General features: G+C 39.0%; 14 protein-coding genes. 11 read left to right on the top strand and 3 right to left on the bottom strand.

Annotated elements, in window-relative coordinates:
• From ACMZOO_RS01110 to rmf, 4 genes are all read left to right on the top strand, one after another.
• Complete coding sequence (locus tag ACMZOO_RS01110; RefSeq protein ID WP_440904876.1) at window positions 1-240, top strand: glutaredoxin family protein; 240 nt, start codon at window positions 1-3, stop codon at window positions 238-240.
• A 1-nt stretch (window position 241) separates the two neighbouring features.
• Entirely contained in the window at window positions 242-2,143 is a 1,902-nt protein-coding gene (gene uup / locus ACMZOO_RS01105) for an ATP-binding cassette ATPase Uup (RefSeq protein WP_440904875.1), read from the top strand.
• Window positions 2,144-3,871: a DUF3466 family protein gene (locus tag ACMZOO_RS01100; protein ID WP_440904874.1), complete on the top strand. Its 1,728-nt coding sequence runs from the start codon at window positions 2,144-2,146 to the stop codon at window positions 3,869-3,871.
• A gap of 204 nt (window positions 3,872-4,075) precedes the next feature.
• Window positions 4,076-4,252: a ribosome modulation factor gene (gene rmf / locus ACMZOO_RS01095; RefSeq protein WP_016955018.1), complete on the top strand. Its 177-nt coding sequence runs from the start codon at window positions 4,076-4,078 to the stop codon at window positions 4,250-4,252.
• 57 nt (window positions 4,253-4,309) lie between these two features.
• Here rmf and fabA read toward each other — a convergent pair whose 3' ends face one another.
• On the bottom strand, window positions 4,310-4,822 hold the full coding sequence (gene fabA, locus ACMZOO_RS01090) for a 3-hydroxyacyl-[acyl-carrier-protein] dehydratase FabA (RefSeq protein ID WP_440904872.1): 513 nt from the start codon (window positions 4,820-4,822) through the stop codon (window positions 4,310-4,312).
• An 87-nt stretch (window positions 4,823-4,909) separates the two neighbouring features.
• Entirely contained in the window at window positions 4,910-6,523 is a 1,614-nt protein-coding gene (locus ACMZOO_RS01085) for a S16 family serine protease (protein WP_440904870.1), read from the bottom strand.
• A 218-nt stretch (window positions 6,524-6,741) separates the two neighbouring features.
• Between ACMZOO_RS01085 and thrS the strand changes: the two genes are divergently transcribed.
• The 7 genes from thrS (at window position 6,742) to ihfA (ending at window position 13,773) form a co-directional block, all read left to right on the top strand.
• Entirely contained in the window at window positions 6,742-8,655 is a 1,914-nt protein-coding gene (gene thrS, locus ACMZOO_RS01080) for a threonine--tRNA ligase (protein ID WP_440904869.1), read from the top strand.
• A gap of 5 nt (window positions 8,656-8,660) precedes the next feature.
• Complete coding sequence (gene infC, locus ACMZOO_RS01075) at window positions 8,661-9,215, top strand: translation initiation factor IF-3 (protein WP_440904868.1); 555 nt, start codon at window positions 8,661-8,663, stop codon at window positions 9,213-9,215.
• 76 nt (window positions 9,216-9,291) lie between these two features.
• Window positions 9,292-9,489: a 50S ribosomal protein L35 gene (gene rpmI, locus ACMZOO_RS01070; RefSeq protein WP_016955023.1), complete on the top strand. Its 198-nt coding sequence runs from the start codon at window positions 9,292-9,294 to the stop codon at window positions 9,487-9,489.
• 16 nt (window positions 9,490-9,505) lie between these two features.
• Window positions 9,506-9,862, top strand: coding sequence for a 50S ribosomal protein L20 (gene rplT / locus ACMZOO_RS01065; RefSeq protein WP_440904865.1), 357 nt, complete (start codon window positions 9,506-9,508; stop codon window positions 9,860-9,862).
• 223 nt (window positions 9,863-10,085) lie between these two features.
• Window positions 10,086-11,066, top strand: a complete 981-nt coding sequence (gene pheS / locus ACMZOO_RS01060) for a phenylalanine--tRNA ligase subunit alpha (RefSeq protein WP_440904864.1) — start codon at window positions 10,086-10,088, stop codon at window positions 11,064-11,066.
• Window positions 11,067-11,083: 17 nt separating this feature from the next.
• The gene (pheT, locus tag ACMZOO_RS01055) at window positions 11,084-13,471 is read left to right on the top strand and encodes a phenylalanine--tRNA ligase subunit beta (protein ID WP_440904862.1); all 2,388 of its coding nucleotides are present in this window, start codon (window positions 11,084-11,086) and stop codon (window positions 13,469-13,471) included.
• A 2-nt stretch (window positions 13,472-13,473) separates the two neighbouring features.
• Window positions 13,474-13,773, top strand: a complete 300-nt coding sequence (gene ihfA / locus ACMZOO_RS01050; RefSeq protein ID WP_016955027.1) for an integration host factor subunit alpha — start codon at window positions 13,474-13,476, stop codon at window positions 13,771-13,773.
• Between the two features lie 71 nt (window positions 13,774-13,844).
• On the opposite strand, the gene ACMZOO_RS01045 is transcribed toward ihfA, so the two are convergent.
• Complete coding sequence (locus ACMZOO_RS01045) at window positions 13,845-15,824, bottom strand: glycoside hydrolase family 97 catalytic domain-containing protein (protein WP_440904861.1); 1,980 nt, start codon at window positions 15,822-15,824, stop codon at window positions 13,845-13,847.
• Between the last annotated feature and the right edge of the window lie 71 nt (window positions 15,825-15,895).

The following is a 15,895-nucleotide window of genomic DNA, read 5'->3' as shown; positions in this document are numbered from 1 at the left end:
ATGGAACAAACACAATTATTATTGCTAGGCACAGAAGGCTGCCACTTGTGTGAAGTTGCCTTTAAGGTATTGGCTAATATAGGTTTAGCAGAGCATATCGTTTTAATAGATATTGCAGATGATGAAAAAATGGTTGAGCAGTTTGGTGAACGCATACCTGTATTGCAAGATAGCTTAACTAAAGAATGTTTAAATTGGCCGTTTGACGAGCAGCAAGTGATTGAGTGGTTAGATAACTAATATGAATTTATACCGAATTACCAATGGTCATTTAGCTTTTGGTGACCATGCACTTTTAAATGGTGCTGAGTTACAAATAAACAAAGGTGAAAAAATTTCAATTTTAGGCCGCAACGGCACGGGTAAATCAACTTTACTTAAAGTGATCAGTGGTGAGCAGAATTTAGATACAGGTGAAGTAAATTTACGTGCAGGTACAGTAATTTCGCGTTTGCCACAAGATCCACCGCGTAATACCCAAGGCACTGTTTATCAATATGTCGCCGAAGGTTTAGGCGAAGCTGGCAAAGCATTAGGCGAGTTTTATGCGTTGAGCAGTCAAGCCGATGCCTGTTTAGATAAAATGTCAGCTATACAACAGCAAATCGAAAAATTGGATGCTTGGTCATTAGAGCCAAAAATTCAGCAAGTTATTTCTCGCTTGAGTTTGTCATCAGATACTTTGTTAACCTCAATGTCAGGTGGGTGGTTACGTAAAGTCGCTTTAGCCCGTGCTTTGGTGGTAGAGCCGGATATTTTATTGTTAGACGAACCAACTAACCACTTGGATTATCAATCTATTGCTTGGTTAGAAAACTTCTTAAAAGAATTTAATGGTGCAGTGGTTTTTATCTCGCATGATAGGGCGTTTGTCCGCAATTTGTCAGACTCAATTTTAGATTTAGATCGTGGCAAGCTGATCCGTTTTGAGCGCGGATATGATCAGTATTTAGTTGATAAAGCTGAATACCTAAAAATAGAAGAAGAAACCAATAGAAAGTTTGATATTAAACTTGCACAAGAAGAAGCTTGGATCCGTCAAGGTATTAAAGCGCGACGTACCCGTAACGAAGGACGTGTTCGCCATTTAGAACAAATGCGCCGTGATAGAGCTGCACGTCGTGATGTGCAAGGTACAGCGAACCTCAAGTTAGAAGAAGACAAACGTTCAGGTAAGGTTGTAGCTGAAATTCAAGGGTTAAATCATTCGTTTGCTGAGCAAAAAATTGTTACTGACTTTAACGGCTTAATTGTACGTGGTGACAAAATTGGTTTAGTTGGGCCAAATGGCTGTGGTAAATCTACTTTTATTAAATTGATTTTGGGTCAATTAACCGCTGATTCGGGCACTATTAAAGTCGGAACCAATTTAGATGTGGTGTATTTTGACCAATATCGTTCGCAGTTAGACGAAGAAAAGTCGGTGATGGACAATGTTGCTGATGGCAAACAGGATGTGGTTTTTAACGGGCAAACACGCCATGCTTTAGGTTATTTACAAGACTTTTTGTTTAGTCCACAGCGCGCGCGCTCGCCAGTTAAATCTTTATCTGGTGGTGAGAAAAACCGTTTATTGTTGGCTAAATTGTTTTTAAAACCAGCTAACTTATTGGTGCTTGATGAGCCAACAAATGACTTGGACGTAGAAACTTTAGAGTTATTAGAAGAGTTATTAGACCAATACTCTGGTACTTTATTATTGGTATCGCACGACCGTGAATTTGTGAACAATACAGTTACTTCAAGTTACTACTTCCATGGCAATGGTGTGATTGAAGAATTTGTTGGTGGTTATGATGTTATTGTGCCAACAATAACGCAAAGAAACCAAACGCTAGGGCAAACAAATAAAAAAACAGAAGTTAAAGCTGAACCAAAAAGCCCTGAGCCAGTCGAAAAAACACAAAATAACAAAACAAAACTGTCGTATAAGCAGAAACGTTTGTTAGAATCCTTGCCACAAACCATTGAACAACTTGAAAGCAACATAGAAACTTTGCAATTAGAAATTAATTCAGCAGAGTTTTTCAGTAAAGAACAAAGTTACACCCAAGCTAAATTAGATGAATTAGCCAAAGTTGAAGCTGAGTTAGAAACTGCTTTTGAGCAATGGGAAGAATTAGAAAGCTTACAGAATAATTAAATGATGAATAAACTAACAAAATTATCGATTGCCTTACTAACCGCTAGTGCTAGTGCATTTGCACAAGCCGACGCGATTAACTACAGCTTAGAAACTATTAGTACAGCCGAAGAGTTTAAAGAGAGCTTTCCTATTGATATGAACGATAGTGGCGAAGTTCTGTCGGTTAACTTGACTATTTTTGAGCATCCTGTTGATTTGTCTTTACTTGATTTTGACGACCGTGATCTTGATTACGCAATTACTTTATCGTTATCAGGTGTGAATAACGTTAGTTATTTGGAAAGTGTCAAAAAAGGTAATTTTAATGCGGCTAGCTTGACCTCTGTGCTTAATTACCTGCGCTCTAATGCAAACGACGGGCGTTATCAACAAGTTGCTTCGTATCGTTCTTCGTATGCAAAAGATAATGAAAGTGAAGAGTTAGTCATTTTCGATTCAATTAATCCAGAAACAGACGAGTTATCTTACTTTAATAACGAACAAGCACGAGCTATCAACAACCTTTCTTGGATAGCTGGTGATTCAAGTTCGACTTTTAGCCGAATTGAATTTAATGATGAAACTTGGTTAATGCCTAATTTTATCCGTCGAGGTTTTGTTAAAACAAAAAATCGTGTGATTGAGTTGTTACCTCCTTACGATGAAATTGTAGGTGGTGTGAGTTATGCAACGGATGTATCTGATTCGGGGTGGGTTGTTGGTTATGGGTCAGTAGCGGAAACGACTAGTGCTTTGTCATTAGAGTTGGCTTGTAAAGCTGCAGATGATCTAGACTTAGATAATCCAAAACCTCAAGATATTTGTTTGTGGAGTGCGTTTAACGGCAATATTGCTAATCAACGTAGTTACTTTAAAACACATGCATTAATGTGGAAAGTAAATGCCAATGGTGAAGTTTCACAACCAGTTGATTTGGGCATAGCGTTAGATGATAGTGCAACTGTCAACCAAGCAAGTTATTACAGTCGCGCGTTCGCGGTTAATAATGAAGGATATGCAGTAGGTGATTCTCACGTGGTTACTGTTGACGAGGTCGTCCGATTGCAAGCAGCTTTATTCCATGAAGGTAACGTACATATCATTACCAATCCACAAACCTACCGTGAAAGTAGAGCAGTAGATATCAATGATAACAATATAGTTGTTGGCACCATGATAGATTTGGCCGGTTTAAGCTCTGTACGTAAGAGTTTTTACTATGATTTAAACTCTGCAGATACTGTCGTCCAAAAAATAGATGACTTTGCTGTTAGTGCAAACACTTCTGCTAGAGCAATCAATAATCAAAATGTAATTGTCGGCCAAACAGAAACTTCTACTTTATCTGGTGGATTAACACCAAAACATGGTTTTGTCTATTACACAGATACAGATGAAATGTTTGATCTAAATGATTTGTTAACTTGTGATACAGACATGACAATAGTTGATGCGGTTGCTATTAACAATGACGGTATTATTTTGGCGCACGCTTCCTTTGATCGTACTGCGCGTAATATTATGCAGCAAGAGTATACAGATGCTTCAACAGGTGAGTTGGCACGTGAGCAGGTTGAATATAGTGTGCGATTGTTACCTGATGACAAAGGTCGTTATTCATGTGTATTACCTGAAGAAGAAGCAAAAATAAAACGTAAGGGCGCTTCAAGCTCTTGGTTTTACTTAGGTTTATTTTTTATTACATTTTTGTTTAAAAACACGCTTTCTAATAGAAAAAAGATCTAACGTAATTGACCACAGGTAAAGTGGTAGAAACTTCCATCTAATCAGCTGGTTACTTGATTTTGTGTTTGTTAAGTAACCAGTCCCCAGCAAAATTGTCAGTTGCAATGCCCAGCTAATTTAGCTAATTTGAAAGTGAAGACGCAGTAAAAGCGCTACTTCAAATTAAATATCCAAAAACCAAAAACGGATTAAGGAATTGCTTAAATGAAAAGACAAAAGCGTGATCGTTTAGAAAGAGCTCAGTCTAAAGGCTATCAAGCAGGTCTAACTGGTAAAACTAAAGAATGTTGTCCGTATCAGGAAACTGATACTAGAGCCCAATGGTTGGGTGGATGGCGAACGGCGGTAGATGACAGAGTTTCGTTTTTTGGAGGAAAGTAAGAAAAAAGCCCGTAAGGGCTTTTTTCTTATCTGGATTAAAATTTCTGTAAAGAAGTATTAAAAACCAGAAGTGTCTTGGAATAAACCAACTTTTAAATCTTTCGCTTCGTAGATTACCTTGCCATCAACAGCAACAGTTCCGTCAGCCATACCCATAAATAACTTACGCTTAATTAAACGCTTCATATCTATACGGTAAGTAACTTTTTTCGCAGTTGGTAAAATTTGGCCAGTAAATTTAACTTCACCTACACCTAACGCGCGGCCTTTACCTGGTCCACCAGACCAACCTAAGAAGAATCCAACCAATTGCCACATAGCATCTAAACCAAGACAACCCGGCATTACTGGATCACCAGGGAAGTGGCAATCAAAGAACCATAGATCTGGTGTAATATCTAATTCAGCTTCAATGTAGCCTTTATTAGCAACACCACCTTCTTCATAGATAGCAGTAATGCGATCCATCATTAACATATTTGGCGCAGGAAGTTGGCTATTACCTGGGCCGAAAAGTTCGCCACGGCTACATGCCAATAGGCCTTCTTTATCAAAACTATTTTGTTTCATATAGGCTAAGTCAATATTTGTTTAAAATTCGGCGCATACTTTAGCGAACACGTGTGCGCTAAACAAGTCTGAGCAGCTAATTAATTACTATTTATTAAAAATCTTGGTTAATTTATGCCAAATTGAAGGTGTTTGTTCGTGCTCTTGGCTAAATTTGTCTAATTCAGCCCGAACCAAATCGAACAGACCTTTATGTTCATCATTTTCCGCTACTTTTCCGGTCAGAAGTTCTGCAGCTTGAGTTACATGGTCAATTGCATAAATTTTAAAAGTACCGTTGTTGACCGCTGTTTTTATTTCACTGGTCAGGTTTAAATTAGCAATGTTTGCTTTAGGAATTATGACAGCATGCTCTTCTGACGGCGCTTTAAGTTTTGCTAATGTATAAAAACCTTCAATTTTTAAATCGACACCACCAACTGCCAATACATTCCCTAGTTGATCCATAGCGCCAGTTACCGCAATGTTTTGTTTAATTGGCAGGTTAGCAATAGCAGATAACAAAGCGTAAAGCTCTGCAAGTGACGCACTGTCACCATCCACTTCGTGATATGACTGTTCAAAGACTATGTTAGAAGAAATAGGTAAAGGCTCGTTACGCGCAAATACTTTTGATACGAAAGATGACAAAATCATCATAGCTTTTGCATGGATATTCCCACCCAAATCTGACTTACGCTCAATATCGCTAATATCACCTTCACCGACAAATATATTGGCTGTAATGCGCGAAGGCTCGCCAAATTCAGCTAAGGCTGTTTCAACAACCGTCAAACCATTTATCTGACCAACAACAGCGCCGGTAAAATCCACTTTAATACTGTTGTTTTTAATTTGTTCATAATTAAACAAACGTGCGGTTGCGTTAAAACCTTCTAATTCACGTACGACTTGCTCAATGCTCTGTTGGTTAATATTTTGGCCTATGCGTTGTTGAATCTGTTCTATGTAATTTAAGTCAATTGACATCCATTTTTGGTCTTCGCATTTGCGCGCGAGCGCCCAAACCAAAGCGTTAAATGCTATGTCGTCAAACTTGTGAGATATATCAGTGAGTAGGGTGTAAAGCGCATTTAATGTTGTTTGATTAACCTCTACCGCGTAATCAGCTTCGTGAATGCGCTCATGGCTAATTTGTACAAGCGCAGGACATACGTACAAGAGTTGTTGGATAGATTCGTAATCACCCAAAATAATTATAGTTTTATCTAGTTTGATTTTACTGTGTCTAAGTTGTTTAAACTCAGCTTGTTGGTAATCTTTGGTTAACCATTGAGTATCAAAAACATCGGCGACCGCAGTTTTAATCAATAAATCAGCGCAATCTAAATCTTGTAATAATAGGTGAGCAGAGAAAATAAGGTAATCACTGTCACTTTCAAAAATCTCGCCAGTAAAAAAATGTGCTTTACCACTGGCAGTATGTTTAAAGCGGCCAAATAAGGTTTCTTTACCACAATTAGAAATAAGCTGATTGTTTAATCCTAACCAAGATAACAGTTGGGCTGTTTGTGGTTGGCCACACAACAAATGTACTGGCTGAGTTACCTTTTGGATCAGGCTAACAAAAGCGCTTAACTGGGGTAACAAGGCTTTTTTGCTTATGTCTTTGCTTGAGTATTCAAAGTTTGTTAATTTTTCCTCAATACTCAATTGCTCAACTGTCAATTCAAGTTTTGCAATATCATTTAAGTTCGACATAACTACCAACCCGTCCATACATTTATTTTAGGCGGCGCAATATAACAAATATAAGTCAATATACCCAATCAATTTGAATATGCATATTTCTAGAAAATTATCTAACTTGCTTGTTTTAATTGCTTTTAGATATGAGTATCATACTCGGCTTCGAAATTCTGCTAACTAATATAAACAAGTGGCACTTGGTAGGTGTCACCACTGGTAAAGGAAAGACAATGCCTATTATCACTCTTCCTGATGGCTCAACAAGAGCTTTTGAGCAAGCTGTAACAGTAATGCAAGTTGCTGAATCAATTGGCCCTGGTTTGGCCAAAGCAACTATTGCTGGCCGTGTAGACGGTCAACGTGTTGATGCATGTGACTTAATTGAACAAGACGCTAAGTTAGAAATTATCACAGCCAAAGATGAAGATGGCTTAGAAATTATTCGACACTCTTGTGCGCATTTATTAGGTCATGCAATTAAACAGCTTTTCCCTGACGTAAAAATGGCAATTGGTCCAACCATAGACAATGGTTTTTACTACGATGTCGATTTAGAAAAATCTTTAACCCAAGAAGATATCGAAGCGCTAGAAAAACGCATGTTACAGTTGGCTAAAACCAACTATGACGTTGTGAAAAAGCGTGTGAGCTGGCAAGAAGCGCGTGATGCGTTTGAACAGCGTGGCGAACCGTACAAAATGGAAATATTAGATCAAAATATTTCTAAAGATGATAAACCAGCGTTATATCACCACGAAGAATACACAGATATGTGTCGTGGCCCACACGTTCCTAATATGAAATTCTGTCAGCATTTTAAATTGATGAAAGTTGCTGGTGCATACTGGCGCGGTGATTCTGACAATAAAATGTTGCAACGTGTATACGGCACAGCATGGGCAGATAAAAAACAATTAAAGTCTTATATCAACCGTTTAGCTGAAGCTGAAAAACGCGACCATAGAAAAATTGGTAAAGCTCTCGATTTGTTCCACTGGCAAGAAGAAGCGCCGGGTATGGTGTTCTGGCACAATGATGGTTGGACTATCTACCGTGAGCTAGAAGATTTTGTGCGTGAGAAATTACGCGAATACGATTATGAAGAAGTGAAAGGTCCAATGATGATGGACCGTGTACTTTGGGAAAAATCAGGTCACTGGGATAAATACGCAGAAAACATGTTTACGACTGAATCAGAAAAGCGTGAATATGCAATTAAACCAATGAACTGTCCTGGTCACGTACAAATTTTCAATCAAGGTTTAAAATCGTACCGAGATTTGCCATTGCGTATGGCTGAATTTGGTTGTTGTCACCGAAATGAACCATCGGGTGCATTACACGGTTTAATGCGTGTACGTGGTTTTACCCAAGATGATGCACATATTTTCTGTACTGAAGAGCAAGTTCAAAGTGAAGTGAGTGATTGTATCCGTATGGTTTACGACACTTATAAAACTTTTGGTTTTGAAAACATTGCGGTGAAATTATCAACTCGCCCTGAAAAGCGTATTGGTGATGATGCTATGTGGGATAGATCAGAACAAGCACTATCTGAAGCATTAACAGCCAATGGTATTGAATTTGACCTTCAGCCAGGTGAGGGCGCATTCTACGGTCCTAAAATCGAATTTACTTTGTACGATTGTTTAGATAGAGCATGGCAATGTGGCACAATTCAGCTAGACTTTGCGCTACCGGGTCGTTTAGGTGCAAGTTATGTATCTGAAAACAATGATCGCCAAGTTCCGGTAATGATACACAGAGCGATTTTAGGTTCAATTGAACGTTTTATCGGTATTTTAACTGAAGAATATGCAGGTCATTTCCCTGTGTGGTTATCACCATGTCAGGCGGTTATTCTCAATATTACCGACAAACAAGGCGAATATTGCGAAAATATTGCTAAAATATTGAACAAAAATGGATTTAGAGCCAAAGCTGACTTGAGAAATGAGAAAATTGGCTTTAAAATCCGCGAGCATACTTTAAAGCGTATCCCATACATGTTAGTTGTTGGGGATAAAGAATTAGAGAATGGTCAAGTTGCAGTACGTACCCGTAAAGGTGAAGACCTAGGTGTTATGTCAATTGATGACGCAGTTGCGTTATTAAAAGGCGATGTTGACTGTAAAAAATTATAATTTTCGTGGAGGAACGAACCATTAAAGGTGGTAAAAAAAGCCCAGAGGCAGGCAAAGCTCGTATTAACGATGAGATCGATGCTAAAGAAGTGCGCTTAATTGGCGCGGATGGTGAGCAAGCTGGTGTTGTTAGTTTGCGTCAAGCACAAGAAATGGCAGATGAAGCTAAGTTAGACTTAGTTGAAATAAGTCCGAATGCGGCACCGCCAGTCTGTCGAGTGATGGACTATGGCAAGTTTCTTTACGAAAAAAGTAAATCTGCTAAAGAGCAGAAGAAAAAGCAAAAGCAGGTTCAGGTTAAGGAGATTAAATTCCGACCTGGAACTGATATAGGCGACTATCAGGTAAAACTACGCAACCTGACGCGCTTTTTAGAAGATGGTGACAAAGCTAAAGTAACAATTCGCTTCCGCGGTCGTGAAATGGCACACCAAGAGATCGGTATTGATATGATGAATCGTATCAAAGACGACTTATCTGACTTGGCTCAAGTGGAATCTTTCCCGACTCGAGTTGAAGGGCGTCAAATGATCATGGTGTTGGCACCAATTAAGAAGTAGTAACGGCTTAAAGTTGTTAGTTTTTAACTAACACGCCTTGCTGCATAATGTAAATTGACAATGCGGAGTAAACTCAATGTCAAAAATCAAAAGCCATAGAGGTGCTGCGAAGCGCTTCAAAAAAACTGCTAATGGCGGTTTTAAATGCAAACAATCACACTTGCGTCATATTTTGACCAAGAAAAGCTCTAAGCGTAAACGTCACCTTCGTGCGAAAACTCAAGTTCATCAAAATGATGTTCCATTGATCGTTCGCATGTTGCCATACGCATAAGATAGGAGACTGAATAATGCCTAGAGTTAAACGTGGTGTAGTTGCACGCGCAGCACACAAAAAAGTATTAAAGCAAGCTAAAGGTTATTACGGTGCTCGTAGCCGTGTATTCCGTGTTGCTACTCAAGCTGTAACTAAAGCTGGTCAATATGCATACCGTGACCGTCGTCAACGTAAACGTCAATTCCGTCAATTATGGATTGCACGTATTAACGCTGCTTCACGTCAAAACGGTTTATCATACAGCCGTTTCATCAATGGCTTGAAAAAAGCTTCTGTTGAAATCGATCGTAAGATTTTGGCTGATATCGCAGTTTATGACAAAGCAACTTTTACTGCTTTAGTTGAAAAAGCGAAAGAAGCTTTAGCTTAATTCGTTTATCAAAATACTGATTTTTGTTGAAAGGGGCGTGGTTAACACAGCCCCTTTTTTGTATCTACTCCACTTCACATATCTGCCTTTCCAATACACAGAAACCCCTTTTCCGACTATTCTTAGCAAAATCGCTAATTTGCTGATATTTGACTACATTTTTACGTTAAATCAGTTAAAATACGCGGTTTATTTTTCAAGCTAATTCTGGGGAAAATTCTTAATGAATTTAGATGCTATCGTAGCAGCGGCAGAGCTTGCTATCACAGAAGCAAATGACCTAGCAGCACTAGATGAAATTCGAGTGCAATATTTGGGTAAAAAAGGTCTTTTTACCGAACAAATGAAAACTTTGGGTAAATTGCCACCTGAAGAAAAGCCAAAAGCTGGCCAAGCTATCAATCAAGCTAAACAGCAAGTTCAAGCTTTGTTAAACGATAAGCGTGATGCGTTCCAACAAGCTGAATTAGACAAAAAATTAGCTGAAGAAAGTGTTGATATTACTTTACCAGGCCGCGAAGTAAGCGCGGGTGGTTTGCACCCAGTGTCAAAAACCATTCAACGTGTAGAATCGTTTTTTGCTGATTTAGGTTTCCAAACCCGTGTTGGGCCTGAAGTTGAAGACGACTGGCATAACTTTGATGCTTTGAATATTCCTGATAATCATCCAGCGCGTGCTGATCACGATACCTTTTATTTTAATCCTAAGTTAGTTTTGCGCACGCAAACTTCTGGTGTGCAAATTCGCACTATGGAAGCTGAGCAACCGCCACTTAGAATTATTTCTCCTGGCCGTGTATATCGTAACGATTACGATCAAACTCACACGCCAATGTTCCATCAAATTGAAGGTTTATTGGTAGATAAAGATGTCACTTTCGCGCAATTGAAAGGCATTTTGTTTGATTTCTTACAATTCTTCTTTGAAGAAGAGTTGGAAGTTAGATTCCGTCCGTCATTCTTCCCATTCACTGAACCATCAGCTGAAGTAGATGTAAAAACTAAAGATGGCAAATGGTTAGAAATCCTAGGTTGTGGCATGGTTCACCCTAACGTTTTAAAAGGCGTAAATATCGACCCTGAACAATATACAGGTTTTGCTTTTGGTATTGGGGTAGAGCGTTTAACTATGTTGCGTTATGGCGTAAACGATTTGCGTTCATTTTTTGAAAATGACGTACGTTTTTTAAAACAGTTTAACTAGGAATTGTCGGAGAGAATATGAAATTTAGCGAATCTTGGTTAAGAGAATGGGTTAATCCGAACGTTAGCCAGCAAGAATTAGTCGAACAAATTACTATGGCCGGCCTTGAGGTTGATGCTGTAGAGCCAGTAGCTGGTGAATTTAGTGGTGTGCTAGTGGGTCACGTTGTTGAATGTGGACCGCACCCAGATGCAGAAAAATTACAAGTGACCAAAATTGATGTTGGTCAAGACGAGTTATTAGACATAGTTTGTGGTGCTAAAAACTGTCGTTTAGGTTTAAAAGTTGCGGTTGCAACTATTGGCGCTGTGTTACCAGGCAATTTTAAAATTAAAAAAGCAAAATTACGTGGTGTGCCTTCGTTTGGTATGTTGTGCTCTGAAGCTGAATTAGGTTTAGCTGAAGAAGCGCCAGGCATAATTGAATTACCTGCAGATGCACCAATTGGTCAAGACATTCGTCAATTCTTACAATTAGACGATGTATCAATTGAAGTTGACTTAACCCCAAATCGTGCAGATTGTTTAAGCATTCAAGGTTTAGCGCGTGAAGTTGGCGTATTAAATAACCATGACTTAACGCCTGTGGTTATCTCACCAGTTGCTGCGAGTATCGACGCGCCTGTATCAATTGAACTAGCAGCTGAGCAGGCTTGTGCTAAATACGCTGGCCGAGTTATCAAAGGTGTTGATGTAGCAAAAGCTTCACCTTTGTGGTTGGTTGAAAAATTACGTCGCAGTGGCATTCGCTCAATTGACCCGATTGTTGATGTAACTAATTTAGTTATGTTGGAGTTAGGCCAACCTATGCACGCGTTTGACTTGAACAAAGTTGAAGGTGGCATTGTTGTACGTTTAGCCAATGACGGTGAAAAGCTCACTTTGTTAGACGGCCAAGAAGTTAGTTTAAAAGCTGATACTCTAGTGATAGCCGATAAAACTAAGGCACTTGCTTTAGCGGGTATTTTTGGTGGTCAAGACTCAGGTGTAACAGAATCGACCCAAGACATTTTATTGGAAAGTGCATTTTTTGCGCCTGATTTTATGATGGGTAAAGCACGCCAATACGGTTTACATACAGATTCATCACACAGATTTGAGCGTGGTGTCGACCCAAGTATTCAGCTACAAGCCATTGAACGCGCTACGCAATTAATTTTAGATATTTGTGGTGGCCAAGCTGCGCAAGTGTCTACTGCTGAAGTTGCAAGTGCATTGCCTCAAGCTAAAAGTGTAACTTTACGTGCGGCTAAGCTTAAATCTAAATTAGGCATTGAGATTGCGGCTTATGCTGTAACTGAAATGCTGAACCGCTTAGGTTTAACAGTTGAAACAACCGAAGCTGGCTGGAATGCTGTTATTCCAGGTTACCGTTTTGATATTTCGATTGAAGAAGATTTAATCGAAGAAGTTGCACGTATTTATGGATATAACAATATCCCTATGCAGCGCCCAGTTGCGCAGTTGAATATGAGTGCTAAACCAGAAGCGGTTAAATCATTAGATTTTGCCAAAAGCTGTTTGGTTACTTTAGGTTATCAAGAAGCTATTACCTATTCGTTTGTTGATCCGAAAAAGCAAGATGCCTTACACAACAATGCTGAAGCTTTAGTATTACCACATCCGATTTCTGCGGATATGTCAGCAATGCGTTTATCCTGTTTAGCTGGTTTGTTAGGAGCAGTAATTTACAATGCCAACCGTCAGCAAAGCCGCTTACAGTTATTTGAATCAGGTTTAATCTTTACCCCTGATAAAGATGCCGAGAACGGTATTCGCCAAACACGCGTATTGGCTGGCGCTATCACAGGTTTACGCCATGGCGAGCACTGGACATTAGAAAAACGCCCAGTTGATTTCTTTGATATCAAAGGTGACGTTGAGGCATTATTGCAACAGCTTGATAATAAAGCTGAATATGAATTTAAAATAGAATCGCATTCTGCCTTGCATCCTGGCCAATCTGCTGCTATCTATAAAAATAGCCAGTATTTAGGATTTATTGGTGCAGTACACCCAGAAGTGGCGAAGAAAATTGGTTTAAAACCAAAAACTTTCGTATTTGAACTATTAACTGATGTATTGCTAACAAGTCAGGTACCGGCTGCTCAAGCAATTTCTAAATTCCCGTCTAACCGACGCGATTTAGCTTTTGTAGTGGATAAATCTGTCCAAGTTGGTAAAGTGTTAAACGAAATTAAAAAAGTTGGCGGAAATCAACTAGTTGAACTAAACTTGTTTGACGTCTACCAAGGAGAAGGGATAGCTGCTGATAAAATCAGTTATGCAATCGCTTTAACATTGCAAGCGGTAGAGAAGACGCTAGAAGAGAAAGAAATCTCGGCAATCGTTGACAAGGTTGTTGAACACTTAAACACCCAATTTGGTGCTACATTGAGAGATTAGGTATGGCATTAACAAAAGCCGAAATAGCAGAACATTTGTTTGAAAAGCTTGGTATGAATAAACGCGACGCCAAAGAGTTAGTTGAAATATTCTTTGAAGAAATTCGTGTTGCTTTAGAAAGTGGTGAACAGGTTAAATTGTCTGGTTTCGGCAATTTTGACCTACGTGACAAAGGTGAAAGGCCGGGTCGTAACCCTAAAACGGGTGAAGATATTCCAATTACTGCTCGTAGAGTCGTAACCTTTAGACCGGGGCAAAAACTGAAGAGTCGCGTAGAAAACGCTGAGCCTAACGAAGAGTAGCCTAGTAGCTTGTTTTAAATAAGACACGGTTAAACAACCGTGTCTTATTAATACTATGAGTTATTGCTAACTTATTTCTGCTTGAAAGTCTGAGCTTGTTGTCCTTCAGAAACAACCATAACAAAACCATCGTTACCTTGTAATGATACTTTGGTTTTTGCACCTATTTGCATATCAAACATGATCATGTTTCCATAACCTTCGCCTGACTGAATAATACGTCCTGTATTGCTGCCGAGGAAGCTTAAATCTAGCTCAATATCTTTAGCTGTAGTTTCACCATTGATACCAGCTATATACCAGAGGTTGCCTTTTTTACGTGCAAATACTGCTAGTTTGCCCGGCGTGCCTGCAATGTATTTAGAATCATCCCAACTGGCTGGTAGTTGTTTGAGTAAATCTATCGCATAATATGGCGCAGAAGGCATACCATCAGGTGTTTCAACAATATGTTGTACGCCTGATACAAATAACACAGCTTGTGCTAACTCCAATGCATTAGTGGTTTTACGCTTAATTTCACCAGTTAATTCATTGAAAGTTGTTGGTGTGTAATCCATTGGATCATATAAATTACGCGTAAATGGTAAAACAGTACTATGGCTTGCCGCTTTATCCGCTGAATTTTGGAAGAAGGTGACCATTTCTAAACCGTGTACAGCTTCAACTGTCATAAGGTTAGGGTAGGTACGGTTTAATCCTCTAGGTAAAGTCGCACCGTGGAAGTTGATCATAAGTTCAAAATCAGCTGCGTCTTCTAAGATATCTATGTAGTAATCAATCATAGATTGGCCATCACCAGCGAAAAAGTCAATTTTAAGACCCGCAATGCCCATTTTCTTTAATTTAGAAAATTCAGCTAGTCGTTGATCTTTGTCTAATAACTTATGTCTTGGTGTATATGGTGTTTCGTTCCACTCACCAGAAGAGTTATACCAAACAAATAATCCAACATTTTTACTTTTGGCGTAATCTGCCAATTGTTGCAGTTTTTCAAAACCAATTTTTCTATCCCAATCTGCATCGACTAGTGTGTATTGCCAGTTCATATTTGCAGCGTGATCGATAAATTCTTTTTGCACAGAATAAATTGTGTAATCGTCTTTTAATAAACCCCAACTCCATGATGATACACCTGGCTTAACAAAATCGATATTTTCTAGCTGATTGGCTTTGGCTAAATCTGTGCCTAAAGTTGATTCTGCAACTGTCGCCAAATCACCTAAAGAAATAATTCGCCATGGTGATTGATACGGGAAAGTACCATTAGCCAATAATTTTTTATTGGTGAAGACTTCAGCCGCCATAGGTTGGTCTATTGTATAAACCCCTTCAGGTGATTCAGGTGCTAGGCGACTTGCGTGATGATGTCTATCAATACCAGTTTCAGAGATAGCTAACCAAGTATTGTCTGTTTTGTATAATGCTGGAAATACCCAACCTGCACCTGTAGGTGACTTAGTATCAACTGGCACATCAATTAAATAGTGTTCTTCATAACTTGGATTGGTATTTGACCAACCAGTTTGCGCTACTGCGATAGGTTGAATAAATGCACTCGCATCTGTTTTTAAATCAAATTCGGTGAGCTCATCAACAAATTGATAAGCTTGTTCAGCTTCACCTTCAATCGAGTATTTAAATGCAACACCATCGTTTGAAACATTAAAGGTAATTTGTAATTGTTGGCCTTGTGCATTGTTTAGGGTCAAACTTTGGCTGGTTGCTGTGTATTCAATATTGTGTTTTTTTGCAGATAATAAGCTGTAGTTATCTTGATAAATTGTTGCTTTTGATTTGTTCGCAACTGTGAGTGTGTTGTCGAAAGTGTAACCTTCGAGCATAACCCCAAGCTTGGATGGTTCAAGCACCAATTGACCTTGATTATAAACGCTGTATTCCACTTCACCTTGTTTATTTAGGCTGACATCTACTTTGATGTTTTTGTTTGGACTTTCAATGGAAATTTGCTGTGCAGTGTTGCTGCCACAAGCCGATAACACGGCTGTTAACGCCAGCGTGATGGCTGATAGTTTGATTTTATTAGTCATATCTATCTCTTTGATTTGTTTGCTTTAATATTATGTTTTATAAGCGGCTGACAATAAAAACGGGCTTGCGC

This window comes from Catenovulum sp. SX2 (assembly GCF_052056295.1).
Lineage (GTDB): Bacteria > Pseudomonadota > Gammaproteobacteria > Enterobacterales > Alteromonadaceae > Catenovulum.
Note: the sequence above shows the minus strand (reverse complement) of the source record. Positions and strands in the feature narration are given on the sequence as shown.